Source organism: Acetoanaerobium sticklandii, assembly GCF_000196455.1.
Lineage (GTDB): Bacteria > Bacillota > Clostridia > Peptostreptococcales > Filifactoraceae > Acetoanaerobium > Acetoanaerobium sticklandii.
In genome coordinates, this window is sequence record NC_014614.1 from 918,861 (window position 1) to 943,910 (window position 25,050).

Here is a 25,050-nt window from a genome sequence, read left to right on the forward strand (position 1 = left end):
TAGATAAAATTAATAAGGATAATACATAAAAACTAAATATGAGGTGCATTATGAACATATATAAATTAGGATTTTACAATGTACTGCGAAGAAGAAATAAAGCAGTACTTATAAGCTTGTTATCAGCAGTTACAATTTGTATTTTTGTCATTATATTTACTTTATATTTTTCTTCAAATAAAGCTGTCGATATTGTTTCTGACAGGATGGGAGCAGACATAATAATACTTCCAAACAATGCAGACAAGGATGCAAAAGAGCTTATGTATTCGGGTTCTCCAGTGATGGGGTTTATGGATAAAAGCGTACTGGATGAAATTCCAAAGGAAAATATTTCACAGTACTCAGCTCAATTTTTTCTAAGAACACTCACTCAGTATGGATGCTGTACTTTTCCAGTGAGCTACAGAGTGCTAGGAATAGATTATGATTCAGACTTTTTAGTGAAGCCATGGCTAGAGAAAAACCACATAACCTCTTTGGGCGAGAAAGAGGTTATTCTAGGGGTAAATGTCATGCCTGATGAAGAGGGAAGTATTGAAATTATGGATCAGGTTTTTGAACTGGCTGGAACCTTAATGCCAACAGAGACAGCTCTAGATGACACAATAATAATGAATATAAATGATAGTATATGGTTGGCAGATGTATTTTTTGATGCTGATGCAGGGGACTACTTCCTAAAGCAAAAACCTGAAGAGCTTATTTCAGCTGTTATGATAAAGGTCAAGGATGGAGCAGATGTAGAAAAAGTAGTAATGGATATAAAAAAATCTAAAATAGATGCTCAGGTTATATCCTTGAGTCAGCAAAAAATGGAAGTGAAGGAAACTATAAAAAATGTATCTGAAATACTGATGATATTTGCAGGCTCGACATTCTTAATAACACTTATTGCTCTATTTGGGATATTTAATGTAATGGCTTCTCAGAGGGAAAAGGAAATGGGATACTTAAGAGCTATGGGATATAAAAAATCTGAGCTTACATTTATGTATACGATTGAGGTTTTGACTATTATAGTACTCGGAGGAGTAGTTGGAAGCCTAATGGGTATATCACTAAGCGGATATATGTATGATATGGTAAACAAAATAGTTTTAATGCCACAAGGGGCGTTTACATTATCAGATAGACTCTTGCCAGGACTGCTTGGTATTATGATTTCGATTGTAATAGGGGTACTTGTTTCAATTATTCCTGTTGTAAAAATCAATAAAAATGAACCTAAGGATGTCTTTACTTCTGGAGGTGTAAGATAATGGATAAGATTATGGAAGTTAAAAACCTTGTAAAAATGTACAAAGATACAGAAGATATTTATGCAGCTGATGATGTGAGCGTAGATATAAATAAAGGAGAGTTTATATTAATAACAGGGGAGTCTGGAGCAGGAAAATCTACTCTACTGTATATAATGGGACTAATGCTAAAACCAGACAAGGGAGAGCTAATGTTTGGTGGAAAGCCACTTAACTGGTCAAATGAAGATGAACTAAATTCATACAGAAGAAACAAAATGGGTTTTGTTTTTCAAGAACCTCAATTAGTAGAAGCGCTAACAGTAAATGAAAATCTAATGCTTATGAAAGGACTTAATAATTCTGAGCTTGAAATTGATGGGTTATTAGAAGAGTTTGGTCTTTTAAAGCATAAAGATAAGCTGCCAAATACCCTTAGTGGAGGTCAAAAAAGAAGAGTAATGGTTCTTATGGCTATAGTTAAAAAGCCTGAGGTTATATTTCTCGATGAGCCTACTAATGATTTAGATGAAAAATGGTCTGAAAAAGTTCTAGTTAAGCTAAAAAAGCTTAGCAATCAAGGAACTTCTATAGTGATGGTAAGCCATGATGAGCAGTGCAAGAAGCATGCTGACAAGGTGCTTTGCATGAAGTCTGGAAAAATTGATGAAATTATGTAAACAAACTGTAAATAGTTTGAAATGGACTTACTGAGCCAGATATGAGAACCTATATGTAAGCAATTTAAAATATATCAAAAAACTATTATGGGAATATAGCTACATTATGCTTATATTCCTATAGAAAAAGGATGGTTATTATGAAAAAAATGATAAAAGTGTTTACAGTAGGTTCTTTAGTATTGGGAATGACGTCTAATATTGCTATGGCAGGTTCTGTTTTGACTAGCGATTCAGCTGAGCAAGTAAATGCTAAAGCTGGAGTAATACAAGATGATAGCTTAAAAGAAGAAAAAATAAGCTATATGAGCTTTGAAGGCTATGTAAAGGAAATTGAATCAAATAATGGATATACCTCTGTTATAATGACAGATGGTAAGTCAGATGAGGTTATAGGACAATTTAACTTAAAAGGAGATATTCTTGTAGTAAATCAAGATACAGCTACAATTCAAGCTCTAGACAAAATAGAAAAAGGACAGAAAATTAGAGGCTTTTATAGAAAAGATATGCCTATGATACTAATATATCCTCCAGTTATAAATCCAGAATTTATAATGATAAGCTCAGAGGATACTAAGAATTTTGTTAAGCATTCTTATTTTGATGAAAGCCTAACAAGTATTGACAATAATCTCAAGCTGAACATATCAGATTCTTCAGTGCTTATCGATAAGCATGGAAAGAGCGTTGATATCGAGAAATTAAAAAACAAAGATTTAGTAGTTGTTTATGATGTTTCTACTAAGAGCATCCCAGCTCAAACAAATCCAAAACAAGTTATAATGCTTGAAAAGGATGCAGATGAAATGCCAGTAAAGGATGAAGCCTTAGAAAAAATCATAGATTCTGGATATATGGCTAATGGAGTTAATATGATTCCTCTTAAGCAGGTGGCAGACCATTTTGGATATGAAACTTCATGGGATAACTCTACGAAAACTGCAACACTAAGAAAAGAAAATTCTTCATTTACAGTTACTATAGGTCAGCAAATGTATGGCTATAATAAAAGCCTTCAAAAATTTGAAGTATCTCCAGAGATAAAAGATGCAAGAACCTATGTGCCTGAGTCTATTTTAGAATTGCTTCAGAAATAAATTATATAATAAAAAAATATAAAGGTACTACTTACAATTTTTATTCATGTGAGTAGTACTTTTTTATTGTGAATTTGACACAAACTAAAATCAGTTATATAATTGTTTGATGTAAAACAGTTCGTCATACAACAGTTTGATGGGCAACAATGTTATTCGAAGTAAGCTGGATAGTAATAATTTAGTAAGTTGGAGAATTCTAATTTAGAAAGTAATAATTTTAGAGCAATTAATTTAAAGTGAGGGATGCGAAGTGCATGAAAAATTTATTGGCCATAGAATTCGTATATTAAATAATCTTATAAAAAGAGAAATTGAAAGCTCTGAGCATTTTGCCTATGCACAGAGCATAACAGGTACGAATAGCTGGATTATTGCTTATTTAGCACAAAATAGCGATAAGGATATATATCAAAAGGATTTAGAAAAAAAGTTTTCAGTTACTAGATCCACTGCTTCAAAGGTAATAAAATTAATGGTTCAAAAAGGTCTGATTGTAAGGGAAGAGGTAGAATCAGATGCAAGACTGAAAAAGCTCATCCTAACAGAAAAGGCTTTAAACATGAATGAAGCAATTAAATCAGATATTTTAAAGCTAAATGAAAAGCTTGCAAAAGGATTTACGGATGAAGAAATGCAAACTATGCAGAATTACATAGACAGAATGATAGACAACATTAATTCATAATGGATTATATGAAAGGAAGACTTAAGTATGATAAAGAAATTAGCTAGATATATTAAGGGCTATAAAAAAGACAGTATTTTAACTCCTATTTTCGTAATGCTAGAAGTAATAATGGAGGTTCTTATACCTTTTTTGATGGCAGATTTGATAGACAAAGGTATCGATGGTGGAAATATTCCGCTTATTATTAAGCTAGGTGTGACACTTCTTATAGGTGCATTTATATCACTATTCTTTGGAGCATTAGCCGGAAAAACAGCAGCTACAGCTTCAGCAGGCTTTGCAAAAAATTTAAGAAAAGGCATGTTTTATAATATTCAGGACTTTTCATTTTCAAATGTAGATAAGTTTTCTAATTCAAGTCTTATTACTAGGCTTACTACCGACGTTACAAATGTTCAGATGTCATATCAGATGATAATTAGAAATGCTGCTAGAAGTCCGCTTATGCTTATATTTGCACTTACAGCGGCTTTTGGAATAAGCTCAAAATTGTCTTTGATTTTCTTGACCATGATTCCAGTTTTAGGAATTGGCTTATATTTGATAATTAAAAATGCCTTTCCTATTTTTGAAAGAGTATTTAAATCATATGATAATCTAAACAGGATAGTTCAGGAAAATCTTTCAGGGATAAGAGTAGTGAAGTCCTTTATAAGAGAAGAGCATGAGATAGATAAATTTTCAAAGACCTCAGAAGAAATAAGCAAAGACTTTATAAAAGCGGAAAAATTATTGGCATTTAATATGCCATTGATGCAGTTTTCTGTGTACTCATGTATGCTCTTGCTATCGTGGTTTGGTGCTAGAGCTGTAGTAGCTAGTGGAAACAATCCAACGCTTGGGCTTAGTACAGGACAGCTTATGAGCCTTATAACTTATACTATGCAGATACTCATGAGCTTAATGATGCTTTCAATGGTGCTAGTTATGATAACAATATCGAAGGCATCAGCAAGAAGGATAGTTGAGGTTCTAGATGAGCAAACAGATATAAAAAATCCAAGCTCTCCTATTTATGAGGTAGAAAATGGAGATATAGAGTTTGAAAATGTCAACTTCAAGTATTCAGATAGTGCAGACAAGCTTTGTCTTGAGAATATTAATATCAAAATAAAATCAGGAGAAACTATAGGAATCATAGGAGGTACTGGCTCATCTAAGACTACTTTGCTTCAGCTTATCCCTAGACTCTACGATGTAAGCAGTGGAGCTGTTAAGGTATCAGGTATAGATGTTAGAAATTATGATATTAAGTCTCTTAGAAAATCTGTATCTATGGTACTTCAAAAAAATGTACTTTTTTCTGGAACTATAAAAGAAAACTTAAAATGGGGAAATCCAGATGCTACAGATGAAGAAATTAAACTGGCATGCTCTATAGCTCAAGCGGATGGCTTTATTGAGAGCTTTCCAGATAAATATGAAACCTATATAGAGCAAGGTGGAACCAATGTATCTGGTGGACAAAAGCAAAGAATTTGCATAGCAAGAGCCTTGCTTTCAAATCCTAAAGTGCTTATTCTAGACGACTCAACAAGTGCAGTAGATACAAAGACTGATTCGCATATCAGAAAAGAGCTATTAAGCAGTATGCCAAATACAACTAAAATCATCATAGGACAAAGAATATCTTCTATTTCTGAAGCAGATAAAATACTAGTGATGGATGATGGAAAAATAGTTGACTATGGAACTCACGAGGAGCTTATTAAAAGCAGTAGTATTTATAGAGAAGTGTATGAGTCACAGTCAAAGGGGGTGCTAGGTAGTGAAGCGTAATACGATAAAAAGATTACTATCATATATGAAACATTATAAATTTTCACTTTCTGTAGTATTTATCTGCATCATTCTTAGCTCACTAATTGGTGCTGTTTCCTCACTTTTCATTCAAGTACTGATAGATGATTATATCTATCCCCTGCTAGTAGAAGCTGTGCCAAATTTTTCTGGTTTGCTTAGAATTCTGATGATTATGGCTAGTATTTATGGAGTTGGTGTGCTTGCTAACTTGATATACAACAGGACGATGGTAAAAATAGCTCAAGGAGTATTGAAGAAAATACGAGACGAGCTGTTTTCTCACATGCAGAGTCTTCCAATTTCGTACTTTGATACTCATGCTCATGGAGATATAATGAGCCATTATACTAATGACATAGATACTCTAAGGCAGATGCTAACTCAAAGTATTCCTCATGCTTTTTCATCCTTGATAACTATAGCAGCAGTTTTCGGAGCAATGATGTATTTAAGCATAGGGCTTTCATTGTTTGTACTTGCTTTCGTATTTATAATACTGAAGCTAGTGAAGAAAATAGCAAAAAGCAGTGGCAAGTATTTTATGAAGCAGCAGCAGTCGATAGGAAGCATCAACGGGTATATTGAGGAAATGATTAAAGGACAAAAAGTAGTTAAGGTATTTTGTCACGAAGATAAGATTAAGCAAGATTTTGATATAAAAAATGAAGAGTTATGTGAGAATTCAACCTCTGCTCACAAGTATGCGAATATTTTGATGCCTATTATGAATAATCTTGGGTATATTTTATATGTATTGATTGCACTTGTAGGAGGCACAATGGCTGTGCTAGGGTTTAGTAATTTAAGCCTTACAGGATTAAAGCCACTGACTCTTGGTATGATTGCATCGTTTTTGCAGCTTTCTAGAAGCTTTATTAATCCTATAGCTCAGATCTCACAGCAGATGAATTCAGTGGTAATGGCATTGGCTGGAGCAAAAAGAGTATTTGATTTGATGGATGAAGAAAGTGAAGTAGACGATGGCTATGTTACACTTATAAATATAAAAGAGGACGAAGCTGAGCTAATAGAAACATCTGATAGAACTCAGAGATGGGCATGGAAACATCCTCATAGCGATGGAAACATCACCTACACAGAATTAAAGGGAGAAGTTCATTTTTACGATGTAGATTTTGGGTATACACAAGATAAGATGGTACTTCATGATATAACTATGTATGCAAAGCAAGGTCAAAAACTTGCACTCGTAGGAGCTACAGGAGCAGGAAAGACAACTATTACAAATCTTATTAATAGATTTTATGATATTGCTGATGGAAAGATACGCTATGATGGAATTAATATTAACAAAATCAAAAAAGCTGACTTAAGAAAATCGCTTGGGATAGTGCTTCAAGATGTAAATTTATTTACGGGAAGCGTTATGGAAAACATAAGATATGGAAGGTTAGATGCTACTGATGAGGAATGTATCAAGGCAGCAAAGCTTGCAAATGCGGACAGTTTCATAAGAATGCTTCCAAATGGATACGATACTGTGCTTTCAGGAGATGGAAATGATTTATCCCAAGGACAAAGGCAGCTTATATCTATTGCAAGAGCAGCAGTTGCAAACCCTCCAGTTATGATACTAGATGAAGCAACCTCTTCTATAGATACACGTACAGAGTCAATAGTCCAGCAAGGAATGGATTCTTTGATGCATGGAAGGACAGTGTTTGTTATTGCTCATAGGCTTTCAACTATCCAAAATTCAAAAGTGATTATGGTTATGGAGGATGGTAGAATAATAGAAAGAGGCTCTCATGAAGAACTGATTAAGCAAGCAGGTAAATACTATCAGCTTTATACGGGAGCATATGAGTTAGAATAAAAAAATTAGAAAAAGAAAGGATGATTTGATGCATTTAAGCGGACAGACACCGTTATTTAGAGCTAAGAATTTAGAGAAGTATTTGGGGATAGAAAGTATTTATCTTAAACTAGAAGGAGCCAATCCAACAGGACATAAGAATGACAGAATAGCAGAGGCGCTTTGCAAGTATGCTAAAACAAAGGGTTATGAAAAATTGTTAATACACGGCTCAGAGAGATACTACAAATCTATAATATATTTTGCTGACTACTTAGAACTAGAGTGTTATGGCCAGGTTATAAAATCAGATTTAAATATCAGTAAGAAAAAGCAATTCCAAAATATAAACTGGATTGATATAAAAATCAAAAAAAATGAAGATGAGGTAACTCAGATTGAAAATTATGCTAAGGAAAATGGAATGTTCTTACTTAGCGAGTGGGAGAAAAAACCATTTATTAGAAGCCTTGCTATCCAAAGTATAATGGAGGAAATATCTCAAAAATTAAAAAGTCCTACATCAGTATGGTCTCAGGCAAAAGGTGGATACACTGTCATGAGTCTATATCATCAGATAATGAGAAGCTGGATAGACGAAGATATTGATACAATGCCAGAGCTTCACTGTGGGGTGAGCAAGATTGTAGTTGATAAAATGTCAGATATGCCTCAAAATCAACCTAAATTTAAAGAAATATTAGAAGGCATGCAAAGTATAATGGCAAATACTGAAACTATAATCCACAGTATAGAAGAAGAAAAACTTACTGAAGCTGTTAAGCTAATCAAAAAATTAGAAAACGTTACGATATCAAAAAATGAAGCATATTCATTAGCAGCCTTTTTAGATAGTGAGCATAAAGAAGGCACACATGTAATCCTATTGAATGATGGAAGAAGTGATATAGAAATAAAAGAAATATCAAAGCTACCAGATATTGATATGGATGAGATTGTAAAATCCACTAGAGAACTTCTTCAGCCCTATCATGATAGCTACGAAGAAACCATTGATGCAGTCAAAAAAGCTGTAAAATTAGGCTATATATTTACTGCAAAAAGAAATAATAAGATTGAGGGAATATGTATAATAGTGCACATGGGATTTGAAGATTTTATCCCGACTTATCACCTTGCTTATATTGGAGTAAAAAGCGGTAATGCTGGCAGAGGTGTTGCTACCTCTCTCATAAATGCAGCTGTAGATAAAACTGGTGGGAAAATGTCTCTTCATGTTGACATACCAAACAAAAGAGCAAAAAAACTATATGAAAAAATGGGATTTGTTCATTGCTACGATAGAATGCTATATAAAGGTTAAAAGGTAAATAAAACCTATTAGATTTATTCATTAATAGTATTAATTATATCTATTTGACTTTGCTTATCTTGATATGAGACAATCAAATTGTTGCGATTACAATAAAAGGAGAGATAAGTAATGAAAAAAAGAATAGTAGCTTTAATGTTTGCATCAGTTATTTCTTTATCTATTTTAGGAGGATGTGCTAGTCAAACAACACCAGAGACTACAGAGCCAGCTCCTGCTACAGAAGAAGCAGCTCAGACAGAAACAGCCCCAGTAGAAGAAACTGAAAAACAATATATTACTCCTGAGCAAGTTAAAGATGGAATGTCTTCAACTGAAGATTATGTTTTGCTTGATCTTAGGAAAGTAGCAGATTATGAAGCAGGCCATATCAATGGAGCTGTAAGCTCGGATTTAGATTCTACTATTGCTAACAATGATGATGAAACATCGATTAGTAATATTAAAACTGCACTTACAGATGCGACAGGGTCAGAAGATGGAGCAGACAAAAAACTTGTATTACTTTGCTATTCAGGTAAAAAATACGCTGAAGCAGGACACCGTTTGTTAAATGAGATAGGCGTTGACAATTCAAGAGTATTCATACTTGAAGGTGGATATAAAGCTTGGACAGCAGCAGGAGAAGAATACGAAAATTTAATAGTAACTCAGTAAATATTTGAAAAATATATATTCATATTAATTATAAAAAATGTTGAAGTAAAGTTGCTTCAGCATTTTTTTATAGAGAAAGGAGAAATAAATGAGAGCAAGCCACGAATTTTCTCCTGTATTTGATGAAAACTCAGAAATTTTGATTTTAGGAAGTTTTCCATCAGTTAAATCAAGACAAGAAAGCTTTTTTTACGCAAATCCTCAAAATAGATTTTGGAAGCTGATGGCACAGTTGCTAAATGAATCTACTCCAAAGGATACTCAGGATAAAATTGCCATGCTAAAAAAACACAAAATTGCTTTATGGGATGTTATTGAATCCTGTGATATTGTTGGTTCAAGTGATAGCTCAATTTCAAATGTAGTTCCAGTAGATATATCACAGATACTTAGCAGGGCAAACATTATAAAGGTATATGCCAATGGTGGGAAGGCTTTTGAGCTTTATAATAAATATCTTTATCCTAAAACACAGCTAGAAATAACTAAGCTTCCTTCAACTAGCCCAGCAAATGCTGGATATTCCTTCGATAAGCTTTTATCAGAGTGGAAGAAAATCTTAGAATAATAAAATAGAATACAGTATAATTTTGCAAGACTAATTATTTTATTGTAATTTGATTTGGGTTTGATATAATTAAAAAAGTTACTAAATTTTAAATTAGGGAGGAGAGGTTTTAATGAAAAAACAGATTTTTGCTTTTGCGCTGACTGCTCTAGTAGTTGGGGGAAGTATTGTACCTTCATTTGCAGATGACAATACTATAAAGGATGCAATTCAAAGCAAGCCAGAAATGATTAAAGGATTGGATTACAACGAATATGCAGGGGCTGATGCTTATAATAATGCAGGAGATAATTTGAATTCTAAGTTTTATAAAGCTCCTGATTTTTATAACATGGTATCTGATGACCAGATTACTATAATACCAAAATTTAAAACAATGCAACAAACTACAGAATGGTCTTGTGGAAACGTGACAGCTCTTATGGTATTAGAGAATCTAGGAATAAAAGGTTTTACTGAAATGCAATTAGCAGAGATGATGGGTTCTTCTGTTGATAAGGACGTAGAGGGAGCTAAGCCTGGCTCAGCAAATAACTTTTTTGAGTATGGAACTAATGTAAAGCAGTTATATGACTTTTTCATTACTCAAAAGGATTTAAAGGTTTTAGAAACAAGCTACATAGCTAATCCTAAGGCTGAAGATTTGACATCTGAAAATGATGGTTTAAGTACAGCTGATTTTGGAAACATAAAACCTACATTTTCAAGCTCTAGTCTTTATGCGTCTGAAAACAGCGATACGACTGAGGCTTGGGTTGAAGATGCAAAGGATTCATATTTTGTAAAATGGCTGACAGGACATTTAAAAGAAGGACGTCCTATCATGGTTGAATGGGGAGATTGGGATGGACATTGGCAAGCAATAGTAGGATATGACAACAATGGAACTCCTAGCATAGGCGATGATGTTTTAGTTTTTGCAGATCCTTATGATACATCTGACCACTGGCAAGATGGATATTATTTCTATCCATTAGAGAGATGGTTTTATATGTGGCAAGATAGAAAGGTAGCACCAAAGCCTTATCAGCTTCAGCCATATATAATAGTAGATACAGTTGAAAATTAGTTAATATTTAAAATAAAAAACTTCTAGATAATATAAAATGAAACCTAAGTTAAGGACATTTTAATAATCTAGAAGTTTTTTGATATAAAAGGTTCTTGAAATAAATGAGTATTATAGATTTTTTAATTGAAAAAGTTCTTTTGTAATGTAGTTAGTTAATTTTAGTATCCTGAGTCTTTGTTCACTCTATTGACAACAGTTTTAGCAAGGTTGTTGCCAAGTATACCAAATATTAGTCCTAAAATAGAGTTTAGAGCTATCATAGAATTTGGTATTTCTAAAAATATCCCTCCTATTAAATATTTTGAAACAAGAATTGCAATCAGACCAGTATAGCCAGAGAAAAATGCACTGCTCCAAAATATTCTTTTGCTTTCAGATTTTAGATAGAATGAACTGATATAGGCTAAGAAGGTTGTAATTAAGATTGCCAAGCCCATATACATGTTTATAATGCTCATAACTAATCCAAAAACCGTTCCTATTTTAGGTAGAATATATTTCCCTTTGAGCTTGTGCTGGACGACATAAAATATAGTAGATACAAAAGGTGCTACGAAGATATATTTTATTCCAGGTAGAGGAACTACAGCAGCAATCATATAAATAGCCATACCACCTCCTATAATTATAGCAATGCTTAGTCCGATAATTGTGATTTCGTTGTTTTTTGTTTGATTATTCATAGTATCATCCTTAGTTTGATTTTATATTTTTGGAATCTACGATATATTATAATATTAAATATTGCTTTTATCCTAATAAAATTTATATTTTTTCACATATTTTAGTGGATAAATTTATAGTTAATAGCTATAATTAATTAAATTTAGTTGAGGGATGTGAAGTATATGAAAAAAGTATACAAATCTCTAGTTATTATAGTCATTGCGATTTTAATAATAGTTGGACTTAAAGTTAATTATGAAAGTAGTAAGATTGATGCTCAGATTATAGATTCAGTAAGAACCCTTATGAATTCACAGAAGCCAGATATAGAGGTTTTATCTACTTCTGATGCAGATAAATTAACAGAGTTCAAGGAAACTATTACTGCTCAGGGATATACTGATATAGAAATATCTGGATATATGCCAGATGATGAGGATAGTGTATATATACTTGGAAAAGCTAAAAATAAGGACGAAAAAATTGGAAATGGAATTTTTTATATTACTGTTAGACTGACAGAAAATCAAAATATAGAAAGTCTTATTATATCTAGTATAGTAAAAATTAGGGAAGATAAGGAAAACTTCTAGAGGGAGTTGTCTATGAAAAGATTTAAGGACCAGTTTAGAGATAATATTTTAGTTATAATGACCATATTTATAATACTAATTATCGTTCTTACGATTAGAACCTTTGACTATATGATTACGAATCAGCAGGATGATGATATACAGCAGCTGTCAGGATTTATAATGAACTCTATAGAAAATTCAGTAAGCGCAGAGGATTTAATTCAAAATTATTTAGTTGAAATTTTAGAAAATGTCACTTATCAGGTTGAAGAAGATCTGAGTGGTGTGGAGCTATCTACAATAGACGTTAATTTTTTAGAAGAGATAAAGTCTAGATACAAGTTATCAGAGGTAGCTCTTTTTAGAAAATTAGAAGACGATATTATAATTGAAACATCTACAGCAGAGCATGAGATAGGGCTTTCTACTAAAGATTGGGGTTTTTGGTATGATGCATTTTCTCAGCTTTTGGACGACAAAGAGGTCACTGTAGGAAAAGGGATATCTAAGGGTAGGTTCTGGGCAGGGCCGAGGTCTCTTGCTTATGGTCAAGATGGGTACTATATCTTTACTTATTATAAGCTCGAAAATCAGCCATATCTGCTTAATTTATACGTAGATGATATGAATGCTTTTGGCCAAGTGAAAAAAAATGATCCGAATGCTTTACTAAAAAATATTTTAGATGAAAGTGAGTTTATCCACGAAATAGCTGTTATAAATGTCGAGGCTTGGAATGATAGATTTACTGAAGAAAAAAGAGCTCATTTGCAGGATTTTACTGTAGAATATGGAGCTTATTCAGCTTTTACTGCTCATGATACCTATTATCTAAATAAGATAAATTCAATGGGGCTAAATTCGAGTATTAAAAAATCAGTCACTATTGAAGGCAAGGAATATACTAAGATTTATAAAAAGCTAAGAAATGACCAAGCAATAATTTTTTTAATAGACGATTCAGACAAGGAATATCTAAAAAGAAGAATGATTTGGATTATCTTAGGAGGACTTCTGCTTATATGCATAACAGGATTTTTCATGGTTTTTTCCTATACTAAAAGCTATAGTGAGCTTCTTAAGCTAGAGAGAAAACGACTGAAAATTGCCAATGAATATAGACACACTGTACAGATACTTCCGAGTATAATTTTAAGACTTGTAAAAAATAGAGACAATATAATTGTAAAGCACTGTGAAGGAAAAGCTTTATCAGAGCTTGGGATAGATGCTTCCTCTGCACATGACAAGCTTCTTGAAGAGGTTCTTCCAAAGGATTATTACAAGCTGGTAGTAGAAGGGATATCTCAGGCATGCAAAAATAGGGAGTATATCTTTGAGCATAGCTTTAATAAAAAAGTATATGAAAATAAAGTTCAGCTTATAGCAGATATTTCTGACGAGCATATTCAAGAGATAATTATTTTTGCTAATGACATTACAAGAATTAGAGAATCAGAAGATAAAGCTAAATATCTTGCTTATCACGATAATTTGACTGACTTGCCAAACAGACTTTGCTTTAAGGAGAGAGTTGAAGCTTTGATTAAAGAAATGGATAGACATTTTATTATGTGCTTTATCGATTTAGATGGATTTAAAGAAATCAATGACACTGCTGGTCATGATGTAGGAGACAAATTGCTCAAAGCAATGGCAGATAGGATAAGCGAATTAGCAGATAATGATGATTTTGCAGCTAGAATAGGTGGAGATGAATTTGCTTTTATATTTATGGACATAGACTCAGATAACCAAATAAAAGAAAAAGTAGATAATCTATCCAAAATTATAGCAGCTCCATTTACAATTGATGGGCAGTCCTACAGCCTTACTTCAAGTATAGGAGTAAGCAGATTTCCAAAGGACGCTCTATCTTATAATGAGCTAATTAAAAAATCTGACTTAGCTATGTACGAAATCAAAGATAATGGCAAGGATGGGTTCAAGATATTTACTTCGGAAGAAATGGTTTAATTAAAATTTAGATACCTATATCTATATCCTAATGAATTCAGCCAAGGATTGTAATAGTATTAAATTCTATTTTAAATAATAATAAAAACCCTAGAGTAGACCATGCATATATAAGTAACATGGATACTCTAGGGTTTTTTATACAACAATTCTATGGGGGATTTATCAATATTTATTGCTATAATGGGTGAGATTTTTCTTATGCATTAAGTTCAGCTAAAAGCTTTTCTAAATTTAGTCCGTGGATATCAGCTGCCATTGATAGAGGCTCGTTTTGTGCTGATGGGCATCCTAAGCATCCCATACCATTTGCCATTAAAATTTCCACTGCTTTTGGATTGTCTTTTATAATATCTGCTATTACCATTTCTTTTGTTATCATTTTACATTCCTCCATTATTAATATATGTTTAAGTTTAATATGTTATCAAAGTTATTTGTAATTACTTGTTTACTTAACGGTTGATTTGATAGTAAGTTACACCAGATTCTACTACTCTGCCATATTTCAAATTGCCAAGAGTTTCGAAGAAAGCTCTATTAAAAGCATCTCTCATTTGGTGGTGGTCTTTAGCATCTCCATTTACTTGCTCCCAGTATGCTTTGTGAAGGCATCTATCACTTTTCCACTGAAGCATATCTTGTTCATTTAAAGTAATTGCTCCAGCTTGATCACAAGGCATTCCTTCTAAAATTTGATTGTGAAGTAGCTTGTGAGCAGAATCAAGATTACCATCCCACATTTCATTTTCATTAAGCTGAATTGCTATAGTATTTGCATAGTTTTCGTATACTGAGCTAGCAATTTCAACCACTTTGTCGCCATGAAGAGCTTTTAACTCAGTCATTTTTCCTGCAAATCTAGTTTCAGCCATTTGAATTCTTTTTTGAAGCCATCCATGGATGTTTTGAGTGTCGATAGCTCCCTCTAACTGCTCGTCTGGATTAGCAGGACCATATTCCTCGTCCCAGTGCTTAATACTACCAAGGTCAATACCTGATTCTAATAATCTTGCTTCAACTGATGTCTCTATTCTTTCCTGTAATAAAATTTTTGAATGTAACCAGTGATGTATCGGTCCTAAAAATCTACTCATTTTGTCCTCCAATTTTCTTTTTCTCATATATTTGTTTTACATCTTCGATAAATTTGTCTAATCCTATTCTGTCTATTGTATTACCTAGCTTTTCGCCCATAGGTGCAATCTCGCAGTAGTAATCATATACAGCTTCAACCATCATATATGCTTCATCAGCAGTTAGATTCTCTGCGATTCTATCAGAAAGTCTAGGGTGATAACCTGCGCTTCCTCCAGCTATAACAATGAACCCTTCTTCATTAGCAAGAACTCCGATGTCTTTTGCATGAACACTAGTACAAGCATTAAGACATCCAACTACTCCAATTTTTGTTCTGTTTGGAGCAGGTGCTCCATAAAATCTTCTTTCTAATCTTAGACCTAAGGCTAAAGAATTTTGACGACTTCTTTTGCAAATTTCTCCTGGACAAATTTCTACATTTTTAACTGAATATTGACTTTTTACTGCTGGCTCAAGTCCTAAATCCTCATATGCTTTTGCAACATCATCTTCCTTTAATCCTATTAGCATTATTCTTTGACCAGAGGTTAGCTTGATAGAGCATTTGTATTTTCTTGCAACTTCAGCAAATTTTTCTAAGTTTTTTGCACTTACAAAACCGCCAGGGATACGGGGAGTAATACTATAAAGTCTTTTTCCATTTTTTATTTTTTGTAAATTTCCATATGCTACTTGTGGCATCGTAGTTCCTCCTTTAAATTACATTCATTTTCAGATTTATTAATATTATATCTGAAATTAGGTACAATTATTTTTTATGATTGATGCCCTAAATCTTATGTTCTAATCATACCCGATTATTTCACTAGGGTATGTAACATATGTTACAAAAAAATAAAAAAACTATATCTTTTTGGTATAGTTTTAAAACTAATAAAATTATACTATTAATTATTAATATGTTCAAAAGTTTTCCAATATGAATTAAACTATATATTAGTAGACCAATATGAAATGAAAAGGGCTGATTAGATGAATTTATTTTTTTCACCTATATTTTTGATTGTTTTCTGCATGATGATGGGCTCGTTTCTTGGGAATATCAGCTTTAGAAAATTTAAGCTAGGAAGCTCAATGTCTTTATTTATAGGACTTTTTATTAGCTTTTTTATAAATAAAAATAATCTAAGTGAAATTAATATTCCAAATGAGCTATTCAATGTTGTATTGATTGGATTTATAGCCTCGGTTGGCCTTAAAGCTTCAAAAAACATTAGAACTATAATTTCAACTCATGGCATAAAGTTTATTATACTTTCATTTTTTATTACGGCTGTAGGTGCAAGCTGTACTTTTTTATTTATAAAGCTATACCCTGATTTAGCATTTTCGATTATAGGAGCCTATGAAGGTGGGCTGACTAGTTCACCAGGTCTTGCAACAGCTCTTGAGATAAGCCAAAGCAAGCTTGCAGATGCATCTATAGGGCTAGGATATTCAATTGCCTATGTACCTGGAATACTAGTTGTGATGTTTTATTCATCTTGGATTGGAAAACGAAATTCCAGTGCTTTAAAAAGTAAATCAAAGCCAATAGATTCTACTATAAAATATCCTTTTCACATTTGGAAGTTTTTATTTGTAGTAGTAACTGGACTTGTAATTGGAAATTTTAAAATTAAGATTTCAAGCTTTATGGTTTTTTCTTTAGGTATAACTGGAGGAGTGCTAATTAGTGCACTTTTTTTAGGAAGCTATTTCAAATCTCTTCAATTTGAAAATACAGCTCTAGATGTGATTAGGGATATCTCTTTAAATGGATTTTTGGCTATTGTTGGTCTGGATTATGGATATACAGCTATTAACGCAGTCATGGATTCAGGGGTGGTTTTATTGATTATAGGCTTGGCTATAGCTAGCATCAGTCTAATAGCAGGGCATATTATGGGCTATTACATTTTGAAAATAGAACCTGTTTACTTAGTTGGGGGTATTTGTGGAGGAATGACAAGTACACCAGGATTAGCCTGCGCAGTAGAAGCATTTGAATCTGAAGATGTGACTCTAGGCTACGGGGCTGCTTATCCCTTTGCTCTTGTTGGGATGATACTTTGGACGAATATTCTTATTTCGCTTAGCTCATAAGAGCAAAGTTTATGTAAATATTCTTTGAAATAAATAAAAAAAATTATATAAATTTATTTGAATCTTACAAAAAAATGATATAGTAATATTTAAAGAGGAGGCTAGATAACATGTGTCAAGAAATCAAAATGAGAATTCAAAAACTAAGAGAATTAATGAAAGAAAGAGGAATAGATGCATATATTATTCCTTCAGCTGACAATCATCAAAGTGAGTATGTTGGAGAATATTTCAAAGCTCGTGAATATATGACAGGGTTTACTGGTTCTGCTGGAACAGCTATTGTCATGATGGATGAGGCTGGACTTTGGACTGATGGAAGATATTTTCTTCAAGCAGAAAATCAATTAAAAGATACTGGGATTGAGCTATATAGAATAGGAAATCCTGGAGTGCCAAGTATAGAAAAATTCCTAATAGATAAGATGCCTGAATCAGGTGTTTTGGGCTTTGATGGAAGACTTATTGCTATGAAGGAAGGCAGCAATTTTGAGCAAAAGCTAGCTGGAAAAAAAGTTAGTATCAAGTATGATGAAGATTTAGTGGATTTAATTTGGGAAAATAGACCAGAGCTTTCTAAAGAAAAAGTATTTTATTTAGAAGAAAAGTATTCAGGGGAGAGTACTACTTCAAAGCTTAAAAGAGTAAGAGAATACATGAATGCGACTTCTTCAAATTACCATATACTTACTAGCCTAGATGATATAGCGTGGTTATTTAACATAAGAGGAAATGACGTAAAGTATTCACCTTTTATTCTGAGCTACGCAATAATTGGTCTAGAGGATTCAAAATTATTTATTGATGAAAGCAAGTTAAGCGACGAAATTAAATCTATATTAGCTCATGATAAAATAGAATTAAGACCATACAATGAGATTTATGAGGCAGTAAAGGAATTTAAGGATTCAGATACCATATTATTAGATCCAAATGGAATGAACTACGCTTTATATAAAAATCTTTCTCCAGTTTCAACTAAAGCAGAAGCAACCAATCCAACTGTTTTATTTAAAGCCATGAAAAATAAAACTGAGCTTAATAATATGAGAAATGCTCAAATCAAAGACGGCGTTGCGCTTACAAAATTAATGTACTGGATAAAAAACAATTACAAGAATGAAGAAATAACAGAGCTTAGCGCTTCAGATAAGCTAGAAGAATTTAGAAAACAGCAGGATGGGTATCTATGGCAGAGCTTTGCACCAATATGTGCATTCAAAGACCATGCGGCCATGATGCATTACTCAGCAACAGAGGTAAGCAATGTAAGATTAGTGGATGGCCATTTATTCTTAATTGATACAGGTGGAAACTACTACGAAGGCTCTACAGATATCACTAGAACTATGGCTCTTGGAGAAGTATCCTCTGAGATTAAGACTCATTTTACAGCTGTAGTAAGAGGGATGATTAATTTATCTAGAGCAAAGTTTTTATACGGATGCAGAGGCTATAACCTAGATATTTTAGCTAGACAGCCTATTTGGGATATGGACTTAGATTATAAGTGTGGAACTGGTCATGGAATAGGATATCTGTTAAGCATTCATGAGGGGCCTTGTGGCTTTAGATGGTATGTAGCACCACATATAGATGACTCTAATGTTTTAGAAGAAGGTATGGTTATTACAAATGAGCCTGGTATCTATATAGATGGGTCTCATGGTATTAGAATTGAAAATGAGCTAGTGATAAGAAAAGGAACTCAAAATATTCAAGGTCAGTTTATGTATATGGAAGCGATTACATTTGTTCCTATAGATTTAGATGCAATAGATGTTAAGCTTATGAATAGAGAAGAAAGAGAATATCTAAACAACTATCACAAGATGGTTTACGAGAAGATTTCTCCTTTCCTTACAGAAGAGGAAAAAATCTGGCTGAAGGAATACACAAGAGAAATTAATCCGCATCATTAGACTATAGATAGCTTTAAGGGGGAGACAGAGTTGCTATTAATTAAAAATGCAAAGATATATACAATGAATTTAGATGTAATTGAAAAGGGAGATATCTTAGTTGAAAATGGAAAAATTAAAGAAATCAAAACAGATATTTCTTCTTGTGAATCATGCGAGATTATAGATGCTTCAGGCAAAATGGTATTCCCAGGCTTTATAGATGCTCACTGCCATATAGGAATGTGGGAGGAAGGCATAGGCTTTGAAGGTGATGACGGCAATGAAATGACCGACCCAATTACTCCACAGCTTAGAGCAATAGATGCGATTAATCCTATGGATGAAGCTTTTGAAAATGCTATCAAAGGTGGAGTGACAACAGCTGCTACAGGTCCAGGAAGTGCAAATGTAATAGGAGGAACCTTTACTGTACTTAAGCTTCATGGAAAAAGAGTAGACGATATGGTTATGATTGAAAATCTTGCTATGAAGTGCGCTTTTGGAGAAAATCCAAAGAGAGTATATGCTGAGAAAAAGGCTATGCCTACTACTAGAATGGGAACTGCTGCAAAGCTAAGAGAAACTTTAGCCATGGCGGCTGAATATAATCAGAAGAAAGAAGCAGCAAAAGAAGACTCATCAAAGATGCCTGGATATGATATGAAGCTTGAGGCTATGATACCTGTAATTAAAGGTGAAATACCTCTAAAGGCACATGCTCATAGAGCAGACGACATATTTACATCGATTAGGATAGCTAAAGAATTCAACGTAAAATTAACCTTAGAGCATTGTACAGAAGGACATTTAATTGCAGATGACCTTGCTAAAGAAGGCTATCCAGCTATTGTAGGGCCTACTTTTGGAAATAAATCTAAATTTGAGCTTCAAAATAAAAACTTTGATACACCAAAAATATTAGTTGAAGCTGGAGTGAAGATTGCAATCATGACGGATAGTCCAGTGATTCCTCTAGAGCATCTTCCTATGTGCAGTGCTCTAGCATACAAGGCTGGCCTTGATGAGATGGAAGCATTAAAAGCAATAACAATTAATCCTGCTGAGATTCTAGGTATAAATGACAGGGTTGGAAGCATAGAAGTAGGCAAAGATGCAGATTTAGTAATTTGGGATAAGCATCCATTTGATTTACAAGCCAATGTCGAGTATACTATCATTGATGGAAAGATAGTATATAAAAAATAGATTATTGAAGTTGGGTGCAAACATGAGAGATTATATAATAGTTACTGATGCAACATCAGATATTCCTAATGAAATGGCCAATGAGCTTAATGTTAAAGTTGTTCCGATGTCATTTTCTCTAGGAGAAAAAAATTATAATCATTATCCTGATTATAGAGAATTAGACATAAAAACATTCTATGACAAGCAAAGAGATGGACAAACGTCGCTTACAACCCAAATTAATGTGGCTGTATACTTAGATTTTTTTGAAGAAATAATAAAATCGGATAAGGATTTATTATATATTTCGTTTTCATCTGCTCTTAGCAGTACTTACCAGTCTTCGGTACTAGCTGCAAAAGAATTGAATGAAAAATATCCAGATTTTAAAATTATCACAATTGATTCTAAAGCAGCAACGCTAGGGGAAACTCTTTTGGTTAAAGTGGCAGCTCAAAAAAAATCAGAGGGAATGAATATCGAAGATTTGTCAAAATGGGTGGCTGAGAACCATTTAAAAGTTTGTCACTACTTTACAGTGGATGACTTAAACCATCTAAAAAGAGGCGGAAGAATGACTGCCATGACAGCTTTTATTGGAACTGCTCTAGACATTAAACCGATTCTTCATGTAAATGATGAAGGAAAACTGATTCCCCTTGATAAAGTAAGAGGAAGAAAAAAAGCTCTTAAGGTTTTATTTAACTACTTAGCTGAGCTTTCCGAAAATTTGGAGGAACAGACGATTTTTATTGGGCATGGTGATTGCATAGAGGATGCTAGATATCTAGAATCTCTTATAAAAGAAGCCTATAAAGTTAAAGAGGTAATAATTCACCCTATTGGACCTATTATAGGTTCTCATACAGGACCAGGAGCTATAACGTTGTTTTTCTTAGGAAAGCATAGATAGTTTCTTAATTAAATGCACTTGTATCAACTGTTTTTATATTGTCTTTTAGCGCCAATATAAGAGCTGCTTGATTACAAGTGCATTTTTATTATAAATAGAGCAAGATTTTTTATGCATATTTGCAATTTGTATGGTTCTAGGGATAGGATTCTTACTCTTTAATATCAGTTTGATTACAGTTTTGCTATAATGTTTACAGTGCGGTAACAACTAGAGATATTTTTGCAAAATAGTGATATAAATATAAATAAGAGATAAAAAGATACTATATTTATTTCTTAAATAAAATGTTCCTAATAGAAATGGTGAAAAAGGGGGAAGAAAAGTGAAAAAGCTAGTGAGTCTTGCTTTAGCAGCAGCTATGACATTTATGCTGACTTCGGTTAATCCTGTACCGAATTTCGCACAAGACAGTATAAATCTCGATAAACCACTTTTGATGCAATTTAACGATAAACTCAATAAGGATACAGTTTATAAAGACATAAGATTTTTAGATGAAAAAGGCAATGAAATTCCAGTATTAATCAACTTGAAAAGTGACAAAGAAGCTATAGTGATTCCTCTTTACGACATGAAGGATATAAAGGTAAGCCTAGATTCTAAATATAAGCAGTATAAAGCCTCAGCTTATGAAGGAGAAACTGTAGTAGGTGATGCGAGCAATCTTAAGAGACTTTCAGAAATGAGTCAAAGACAAAACATGGTAATGTATGACATGATGCCAGCAGCAAAAGAAGAATCAGTCATGTCTATGGATATGGGAAATGGAGCAGGTGAAGGTGATTCCTATTCTTCTACTAATGTCCAAGTTGAAGGAGTAGATGAAGCTGATATAGTTAAAACTGATGGAGAATATATCTATTACCTTAAGGACAACCAAGTTGTAATTATCAAAGCTGATAAAAACAATATGAAAAAAATGGCTACTATAGGATATCTTGAGTCAGCACTTTATCCATCTGATATCTATATAGATGAAAACTTGCTGATGGTAGTTGGAAATGCCTATAATGCAAAAGGAAGCTTTACAAAAGCAGTTATTTACGATGTAACAGATAAATCAAAGCCAGTAGTAAAAAGAGTTTTAGAGCAAGAAGGCTACTATGTATCTTCAAGAAAAAATGGAGATAATCTTCATATCATAAGCAGTCATTATGTGTATGATTATGGTGAAGGAAACCTTGTTCCAAAGGTAAAGGATTCAGCTGTATCAAGTGAGTATAAAGAAGTACAGCCATCAAAAATAATGATTTATCCTGGCTATCCTTCACAATCAATTATTGTGATTTCCAGTGCAGATATAAAGAAAAATGAGCCGAGCAAGATAGCTTCTTTTATGGGAAATGCAGATAATATCTATATGTCAAAAAATAGCTTGTATCTGACATACCAAGAAAGCCCATATTATATCATGCCTATGGTAGAGCCTAAAATAGCTCCAGATGTTAGTAGACCAATGATATGGCCTCCAGTTCCAAGAGAGACTCAAACTACAATCAAGAAATTTGCTATTAACAACACTTTAATAACTTACAGCGCTCAAAATAAAATTCAAGGTTATGTGCTAAACCAATTTTCAATGGACGAGCATAACGATTACTTCAGAATAGCATATACTAGTGATTTTAGTATGGAAAATAAAGGCTCTTCTATAGCAGTGTTTGATAAGAATATGAACAAAGCTGGAAGTATAGATAATATAGCTCCAGGTGAGAGAATATACTCTGCAAGATTTATGGGAGATAGAGCCTATATGGTTACTTTTAGAAATGTAGATCCATTCTTTGTTATGGATTTAAAAGACCCTAAAAATCCTAAAATGTTAGGTTATCTTAAAATACCTGGCTACAGCGATTACCTTCATCCATACGATGAAAATCACATTATAGGATTTGGAAAAGACACAGTTGAAATCAAAGGCAATCCTTACCAGCTAGGAATGAAAATATCTTTATTTGATGTAACAGATGTAAATAATCCAGTAGAAAAAGATATAGAAAAAATAGGAGACAGAGGTACAGAATCTGAGCTTCTTCACAACCACAAAGCCCTAATGTATGATAAATCAAGAGGCTTAATGGGATTCCCTATATCTGTAGCAAAGGTTAAGCCAGATCAAAAACAAGATCAGTGGGGATTCCCTCAGTACGGAGAACAGGTATTCCAAGGAGCTTATATCTATAATGTTTCTGCTAATAAAGGAATAGATTTAAAAGGAAGTATCACTCATATTGAAGATTACAACCCATATATGTATTCTTACGAAGACAATATCCAAAGAATAATTTATATAGGAGATACTATTTACACTCTATCAAACAACAAAGTAGTAGCTACTAACTTAAATACTATGAAGAAAATATCTGAGCTTGATTTATAAACATGCTGAATATACAGAGCAATATATTGTAACAGTATTTAGGAAAATGATGTATTTTACAATAAAATAGGTAGGATAAAAGAGTTTGAAAATCAGTATATTACTGAAATTTCAAGCTCTTTTTTGTATATTCTTACAAATCAAATAAAAATTAAGCAAAAAATAATTTCTCATACAATATCCATAAATATTATATTAACCCCGCTTGTTTTCTAACACTGCCAGTGGCAAGAATGTGGCAGAAGTGAAAGAAACTGATAGAAAGAGTGGTATTATGAGTTTATATGAAAGTGAAAGCGTTGAATTAAATGAAGCCTACACTCAAGAAGTGAAAAAGGAAGTAGTGGCATTTGCAAATACAAATGGCGGGAAAATATATATTGGTGTTCAGGATAATGGGGTAATCTTTTGAAAACAATAGATTACTTGTTCAAGATTTGACTTTTGCAAGTTTGAATAGAAAAATGGAATTGAGACAACTGGAATGGATTATGGTACAGGCATCAGTAAAATCATGAGTTGTTATTAAGGGTTGCATGTTCAACCTAAGTTTGAAAATGTTGAAGGTGCATTCCGGGTTATTCTACCCAATACACATGCAAAGGAAATAAGCGTAGAGGAAGAGAAGTATTTGCCATACTGAAGTTGTTTGAAAAGCAAAAAGAAATCACTCGTAATGATGTTGAAGAAGCACTTGGGGTGGGAACGACACATGCGGTAAATCTGATCAATGAGATTCAAGCCAAAGATTTGATAAAAAAGTGGGTAGAGGAAGATTGACGAGGTATGTGGTGAAATGAAAAAAAGTATGAACAGGCAACCAGTTACGAAACACAGGTTGAGCATTAAACAATCTTTATTCAAAAGAACCCAGAGTGGGGATTTGCTAGTATTTACACAGATGATTGCATCTCAGATACTAACACCAAAAAGAGTGAAGATTTCAACCATATGATTGAAGATTGCAACGCTGGAAAAATAGATATGATTATTACAAAGTCTATTAGCAGATCTGCAACAAATACGCTCAATTGCCTTAGATTCATCAGAGAATTGAAAGAAAAGAACATCCCAGCATTCTTTGAGAACATAAACGCTGATACCACGAGATAGGCTTAAATAGGGCATTTCAGCAGGGATATAGGCTATTTTGGTGTTTGTTTGGTGTTTAAAGATAATAAACAAAAAGACATTTTATAACACTTAAAGTATGAAAAATAATATGTATAATATCACAACAAATCAGTCTAATATAGAATACTCAACACTAAAATATAAACAGTAGTAAAAGAAATAT

Annotated in this window: 24 protein-coding genes; 20 read left to right on the forward strand and 4 right to left on the reverse strand. The window is 33.1% G+C overall.

Translation table 11 applies throughout. The features are described 5' to 3' along the window. The first annotated feature begins 50 nt into the window (after positions 1-50). From CLOST_RS04190 to CLOST_RS04235, 10 genes are all read left to right on the forward strand, one after another. Positions 51-1,262 (forward strand): ABC transporter permease, encoded by a 1,212-nt coding sequence (locus tag CLOST_RS04190; protein ID WP_013361005.1) that lies wholly within the window; start codon positions 51-53, stop codon positions 1,260-1,262. Continuing rightward, positions 1,262-1,921, forward strand: a complete 660-nt coding sequence (locus CLOST_RS04195; RefSeq protein WP_013361006.1) for an ABC transporter ATP-binding protein — start codon at positions 1,262-1,264, stop codon at positions 1,919-1,921. The genes CLOST_RS04190 and CLOST_RS04195 overlap by 1 nt, the downstream gene beginning before the upstream one ends. Before the next feature lie 140 nt (positions 1,922-2,061). After that, on the forward strand, positions 2,062-3,021 hold the full coding sequence (locus CLOST_RS04200) for a copper amine oxidase N-terminal domain-containing protein (protein WP_013361007.1): 960 nt from the start codon (positions 2,062-2,064) through the stop codon (positions 3,019-3,021). A gap of 253 nt (positions 3,022-3,274) precedes the next feature. After that, positions 3,275-3,709: a MarR family winged helix-turn-helix transcriptional regulator gene (locus CLOST_RS04205; protein ID WP_013361008.1), complete on the forward strand. Its 435-nt coding sequence runs from the start codon at positions 3,275-3,277 to the stop codon at positions 3,707-3,709. A gap of 27 nt (positions 3,710-3,736) precedes the next feature. Further along, positions 3,737-5,491 carry an ABC transporter ATP-binding protein gene (locus CLOST_RS04210; protein ID WP_013361009.1) on the forward strand — a complete coding sequence of 585 codons (1,755 nt, stop codon included), beginning with the start codon at positions 3,737-3,739 and terminating at the stop codon, positions 5,489-5,491. Positions 5,492-5,516: 25 nt separating this feature from the next. Next, positions 5,517-7,352 carry an ABC transporter ATP-binding protein gene (locus tag CLOST_RS04215; RefSeq protein ID WP_081455144.1) on the forward strand — a complete coding sequence of 612 codons (1,836 nt, stop codon included), beginning with the start codon at positions 5,517-5,519 and terminating at the stop codon, positions 7,350-7,352. Between the two features lie 28 nt (positions 7,353-7,380). Beyond that, complete coding sequence (locus CLOST_RS13485; RefSeq protein WP_013361011.1) at positions 7,381-8,655, forward strand: pyridoxal-phosphate dependent enzyme; 1,275 nt, start codon at positions 7,381-7,383, stop codon at positions 8,653-8,655. A gap of 120 nt (positions 8,656-8,775) precedes the next feature. After that, positions 8,776-9,321, forward strand: coding sequence for a rhodanese-like domain-containing protein (locus CLOST_RS04225; RefSeq protein ID WP_013361012.1), 546 nt, complete (start codon positions 8,776-8,778; stop codon positions 9,319-9,321). Between the two features lie 88 nt (positions 9,322-9,409). Beyond that, on the forward strand, positions 9,410-9,889 hold the full coding sequence (locus CLOST_RS04230; RefSeq protein ID WP_013361013.1) for a DNA-deoxyinosine glycosylase: 480 nt from the start codon (positions 9,410-9,412) through the stop codon (positions 9,887-9,889). A gap of 112 nt (positions 9,890-10,001) precedes the next feature. After that, complete coding sequence (locus tag CLOST_RS04235; protein WP_013361014.1) at positions 10,002-10,958, forward strand: papain-like cysteine protease family protein; 957 nt, start codon at positions 10,002-10,004, stop codon at positions 10,956-10,958. A 161-nt stretch (positions 10,959-11,119) separates the two neighbouring features. Here CLOST_RS04235 and CLOST_RS04240 read toward each other — a convergent pair whose 3' ends face one another. Beyond that, positions 11,120-11,644 (reverse strand): hypothetical protein, encoded by a 525-nt coding sequence (locus CLOST_RS04240; protein WP_013361015.1) that lies wholly within the window; start codon positions 11,642-11,644, stop codon positions 11,120-11,122. 165 nt (positions 11,645-11,809) lie between these two features. On the opposite strand from CLOST_RS04240, the gene CLOST_RS04245 reads away from it, so the two are divergent. Further along, positions 11,810-12,220 carry a hypothetical protein gene (locus CLOST_RS04245; protein ID WP_013361016.1) on the forward strand — a complete coding sequence of 137 codons (411 nt, stop codon included), beginning with the start codon at positions 11,810-11,812 and terminating at the stop codon, positions 12,218-12,220. A gap of 12 nt (positions 12,221-12,232) precedes the next feature. Continuing rightward, a complete protein-coding gene (locus tag CLOST_RS13490; RefSeq protein ID WP_013361017.1) occupies positions 12,233-14,179 on the forward strand; it encodes a GGDEF domain-containing protein in 1,947 nt (648 codons plus the stop codon). Between the two features lie 199 nt (positions 14,180-14,378). Here the strand turns inward: CLOST_RS13490 and CLOST_RS04255 are convergent, their stop codons facing one another. From CLOST_RS04255 to CLOST_RS04265, 3 genes are all read right to left on the reverse strand, one after another. Continuing rightward, positions 14,379-14,561 (reverse strand): DUF1858 domain-containing protein, encoded by a 183-nt coding sequence (locus tag CLOST_RS04255; RefSeq protein ID WP_013361018.1) that lies wholly within the window; start codon positions 14,559-14,561, stop codon positions 14,379-14,381. 73 nt (positions 14,562-14,634) lie between these two features. Then, positions 14,635-15,276 (reverse strand): hypothetical protein, encoded by a 642-nt coding sequence (locus CLOST_RS04260; protein WP_013361019.1) that lies wholly within the window; start codon positions 15,274-15,276, stop codon positions 14,635-14,637. Then, positions 15,269-15,961 carry a nitrite/sulfite reductase domain-containing protein gene (locus tag CLOST_RS04265; protein ID WP_013361020.1) on the reverse strand — a complete coding sequence of 231 codons (693 nt, stop codon included), beginning with the start codon at positions 15,959-15,961 and terminating at the stop codon, positions 15,269-15,271. Before CLOST_RS04265 ends, CLOST_RS04260 begins: the two co-directional genes overlap by 8 nt. Positions 15,962-16,252: 291 nt before the next feature. On the opposite strand from CLOST_RS04265, the gene CLOST_RS04270 reads away from it, so the two are divergent. From CLOST_RS04270 to CLOST_RS13740, 8 genes are all read left to right on the forward strand, one after another. Next, complete coding sequence (locus tag CLOST_RS04270; protein ID WP_013361021.1) at positions 16,253-17,365, forward strand: aspartate-alanine antiporter-like transporter; 1,113 nt, start codon at positions 16,253-16,255, stop codon at positions 17,363-17,365. Between the two features lie 110 nt (positions 17,366-17,475). After that, a complete protein-coding gene (locus CLOST_RS04275) occupies positions 17,476-19,287 on the forward strand; it encodes an aminopeptidase P family protein (protein WP_013361022.1) in 1,812 nt (603 codons plus the stop codon). 30 nt (positions 19,288-19,317) lie between these two features. Continuing rightward, positions 19,318-20,475, forward strand: a complete 1,158-nt coding sequence (locus tag CLOST_RS04280) for an amidohydrolase (protein ID WP_013361023.1) — start codon at positions 19,318-19,320, stop codon at positions 20,473-20,475. Positions 20,476-20,497: 22 nt separating this feature from the next. Next, entirely contained in the window at positions 20,498-21,370 is an 873-nt protein-coding gene (locus tag CLOST_RS04285) for a DegV family protein (protein WP_013361024.1), read from the forward strand. Positions 21,371-21,695: 325 nt separating this feature from the next. Beyond that, a complete protein-coding gene (locus tag CLOST_RS04290) occupies positions 21,696-23,753 on the forward strand; it encodes a beta-propeller domain-containing protein (protein ID WP_013361025.1) in 2,058 nt (685 codons plus the stop codon). A gap of 235 nt (positions 23,754-23,988) precedes the next feature. After that, entirely contained in the window at positions 23,989-24,165 is a 177-nt protein-coding gene (locus CLOST_RS13735; RefSeq protein ID WP_013361026.1) for an AlbA family DNA-binding domain-containing protein, read from the forward strand. A 233-nt stretch (positions 24,166-24,398) separates the two neighbouring features. Beyond that, a complete protein-coding gene (locus CLOST_RS14150) occupies positions 24,399-24,533 on the forward strand; it encodes a hypothetical protein (protein ID WP_013361027.1) in 135 nt (44 codons plus the stop codon). Between the two features lie 78 nt (positions 24,534-24,611). Next, the gene (locus CLOST_RS13740; protein ID WP_479688442.1) at positions 24,612-24,866 is read left to right on the forward strand and encodes a recombinase family protein; all 255 of its coding nucleotides are present in this window, start codon (positions 24,612-24,614) and stop codon (positions 24,864-24,866) included. Positions 24,867-25,050 lie beyond the last annotated feature (184 nt).

Coding starts and splice junctions, on each gene's coding strand:
- CLOST_RS13485 (WP_013361011.1), top strand. CDS start 7,381: ATGCATTTAAGCGGACAGACACCGTTATTTAGAGCTAAGAATTTAGAG.
- CLOST_RS04200 (WP_013361007.1), top strand. CDS start 2,062: ATGAAAAAAATGATAAAAGTGTTTACAGTAGGTTCTTTAGTATTGGGA.
- CLOST_RS04240 (WP_013361015.1), bottom strand. CDS start 11,644: ATGAATAATCAAACAAAAAACAACGAAATCACAATTATCGGACTAAGC.
- CLOST_RS04195 (WP_013361006.1), top strand. CDS start 1,262: ATGGATAAGATTATGGAAGTTAAAAACCTTGTAAAAATGTACAAAGAT.
- CLOST_RS04265 (WP_013361020.1), bottom strand. CDS start 15,961: ATGCCACAAGTAGCATATGGAAATTTACAAAAAATAAAAAATGGAAAA.
- CLOST_RS04225 (WP_013361012.1), top strand. CDS start 8,776: ATGAAAAAAAGAATAGTAGCTTTAATGTTTGCATCAGTTATTTCTTTA.
- CLOST_RS04285 (WP_013361024.1), top strand. CDS start 20,498: ATGAGAGATTATATAATAGTTACTGATGCAACATCAGATATTCCTAAT.
- CLOST_RS04210 (WP_013361009.1), top strand. CDS start 3,737: ATGATAAAGAAATTAGCTAGATATATTAAGGGCTATAAAAAAGACAGT.
- CLOST_RS04235 (WP_013361014.1), top strand. CDS start 10,002: ATGAAAAAACAGATTTTTGCTTTTGCGCTGACTGCTCTAGTAGTTGGG.
- CLOST_RS04215 (WP_081455144.1), top strand. CDS start 5,517: ATGAAACATTATAAATTTTCACTTTCTGTAGTATTTATCTGCATCATT.
- CLOST_RS04245 (WP_013361016.1), top strand. CDS start 11,810: ATGAAAAAAGTATACAAATCTCTAGTTATTATAGTCATTGCGATTTTA.
- CLOST_RS04255 (WP_013361018.1), bottom strand. CDS start 14,561: ATGATAACAAAAGAAATGGTAATAGCAGATATTATAAAAGACAATCCA.
- CLOST_RS04270 (WP_013361021.1), top strand. CDS start 16,253: ATGAATTTATTTTTTTCACCTATATTTTTGATTGTTTTCTGCATGATG.
- CLOST_RS04190 (WP_013361005.1), top strand. CDS start 51: ATGAACATATATAAATTAGGATTTTACAATGTACTGCGAAGAAGAAAT.
- CLOST_RS04275 (WP_013361022.1), top strand. CDS start 17,476: ATGTGTCAAGAAATCAAAATGAGAATTCAAAAACTAAGAGAATTAATG.
- CLOST_RS04260 (WP_013361019.1), bottom strand. CDS start 15,276: ATGAGTAGATTTTTAGGACCGATACATCACTGGTTACATTCAAAAATT.
- CLOST_RS13490 (WP_013361017.1), top strand. CDS start 12,233: ATGAAAAGATTTAAGGACCAGTTTAGAGATAATATTTTAGTTATAATG.
- CLOST_RS04230 (WP_013361013.1), top strand. CDS start 9,410: ATGAGAGCAAGCCACGAATTTTCTCCTGTATTTGATGAAAACTCAGAA.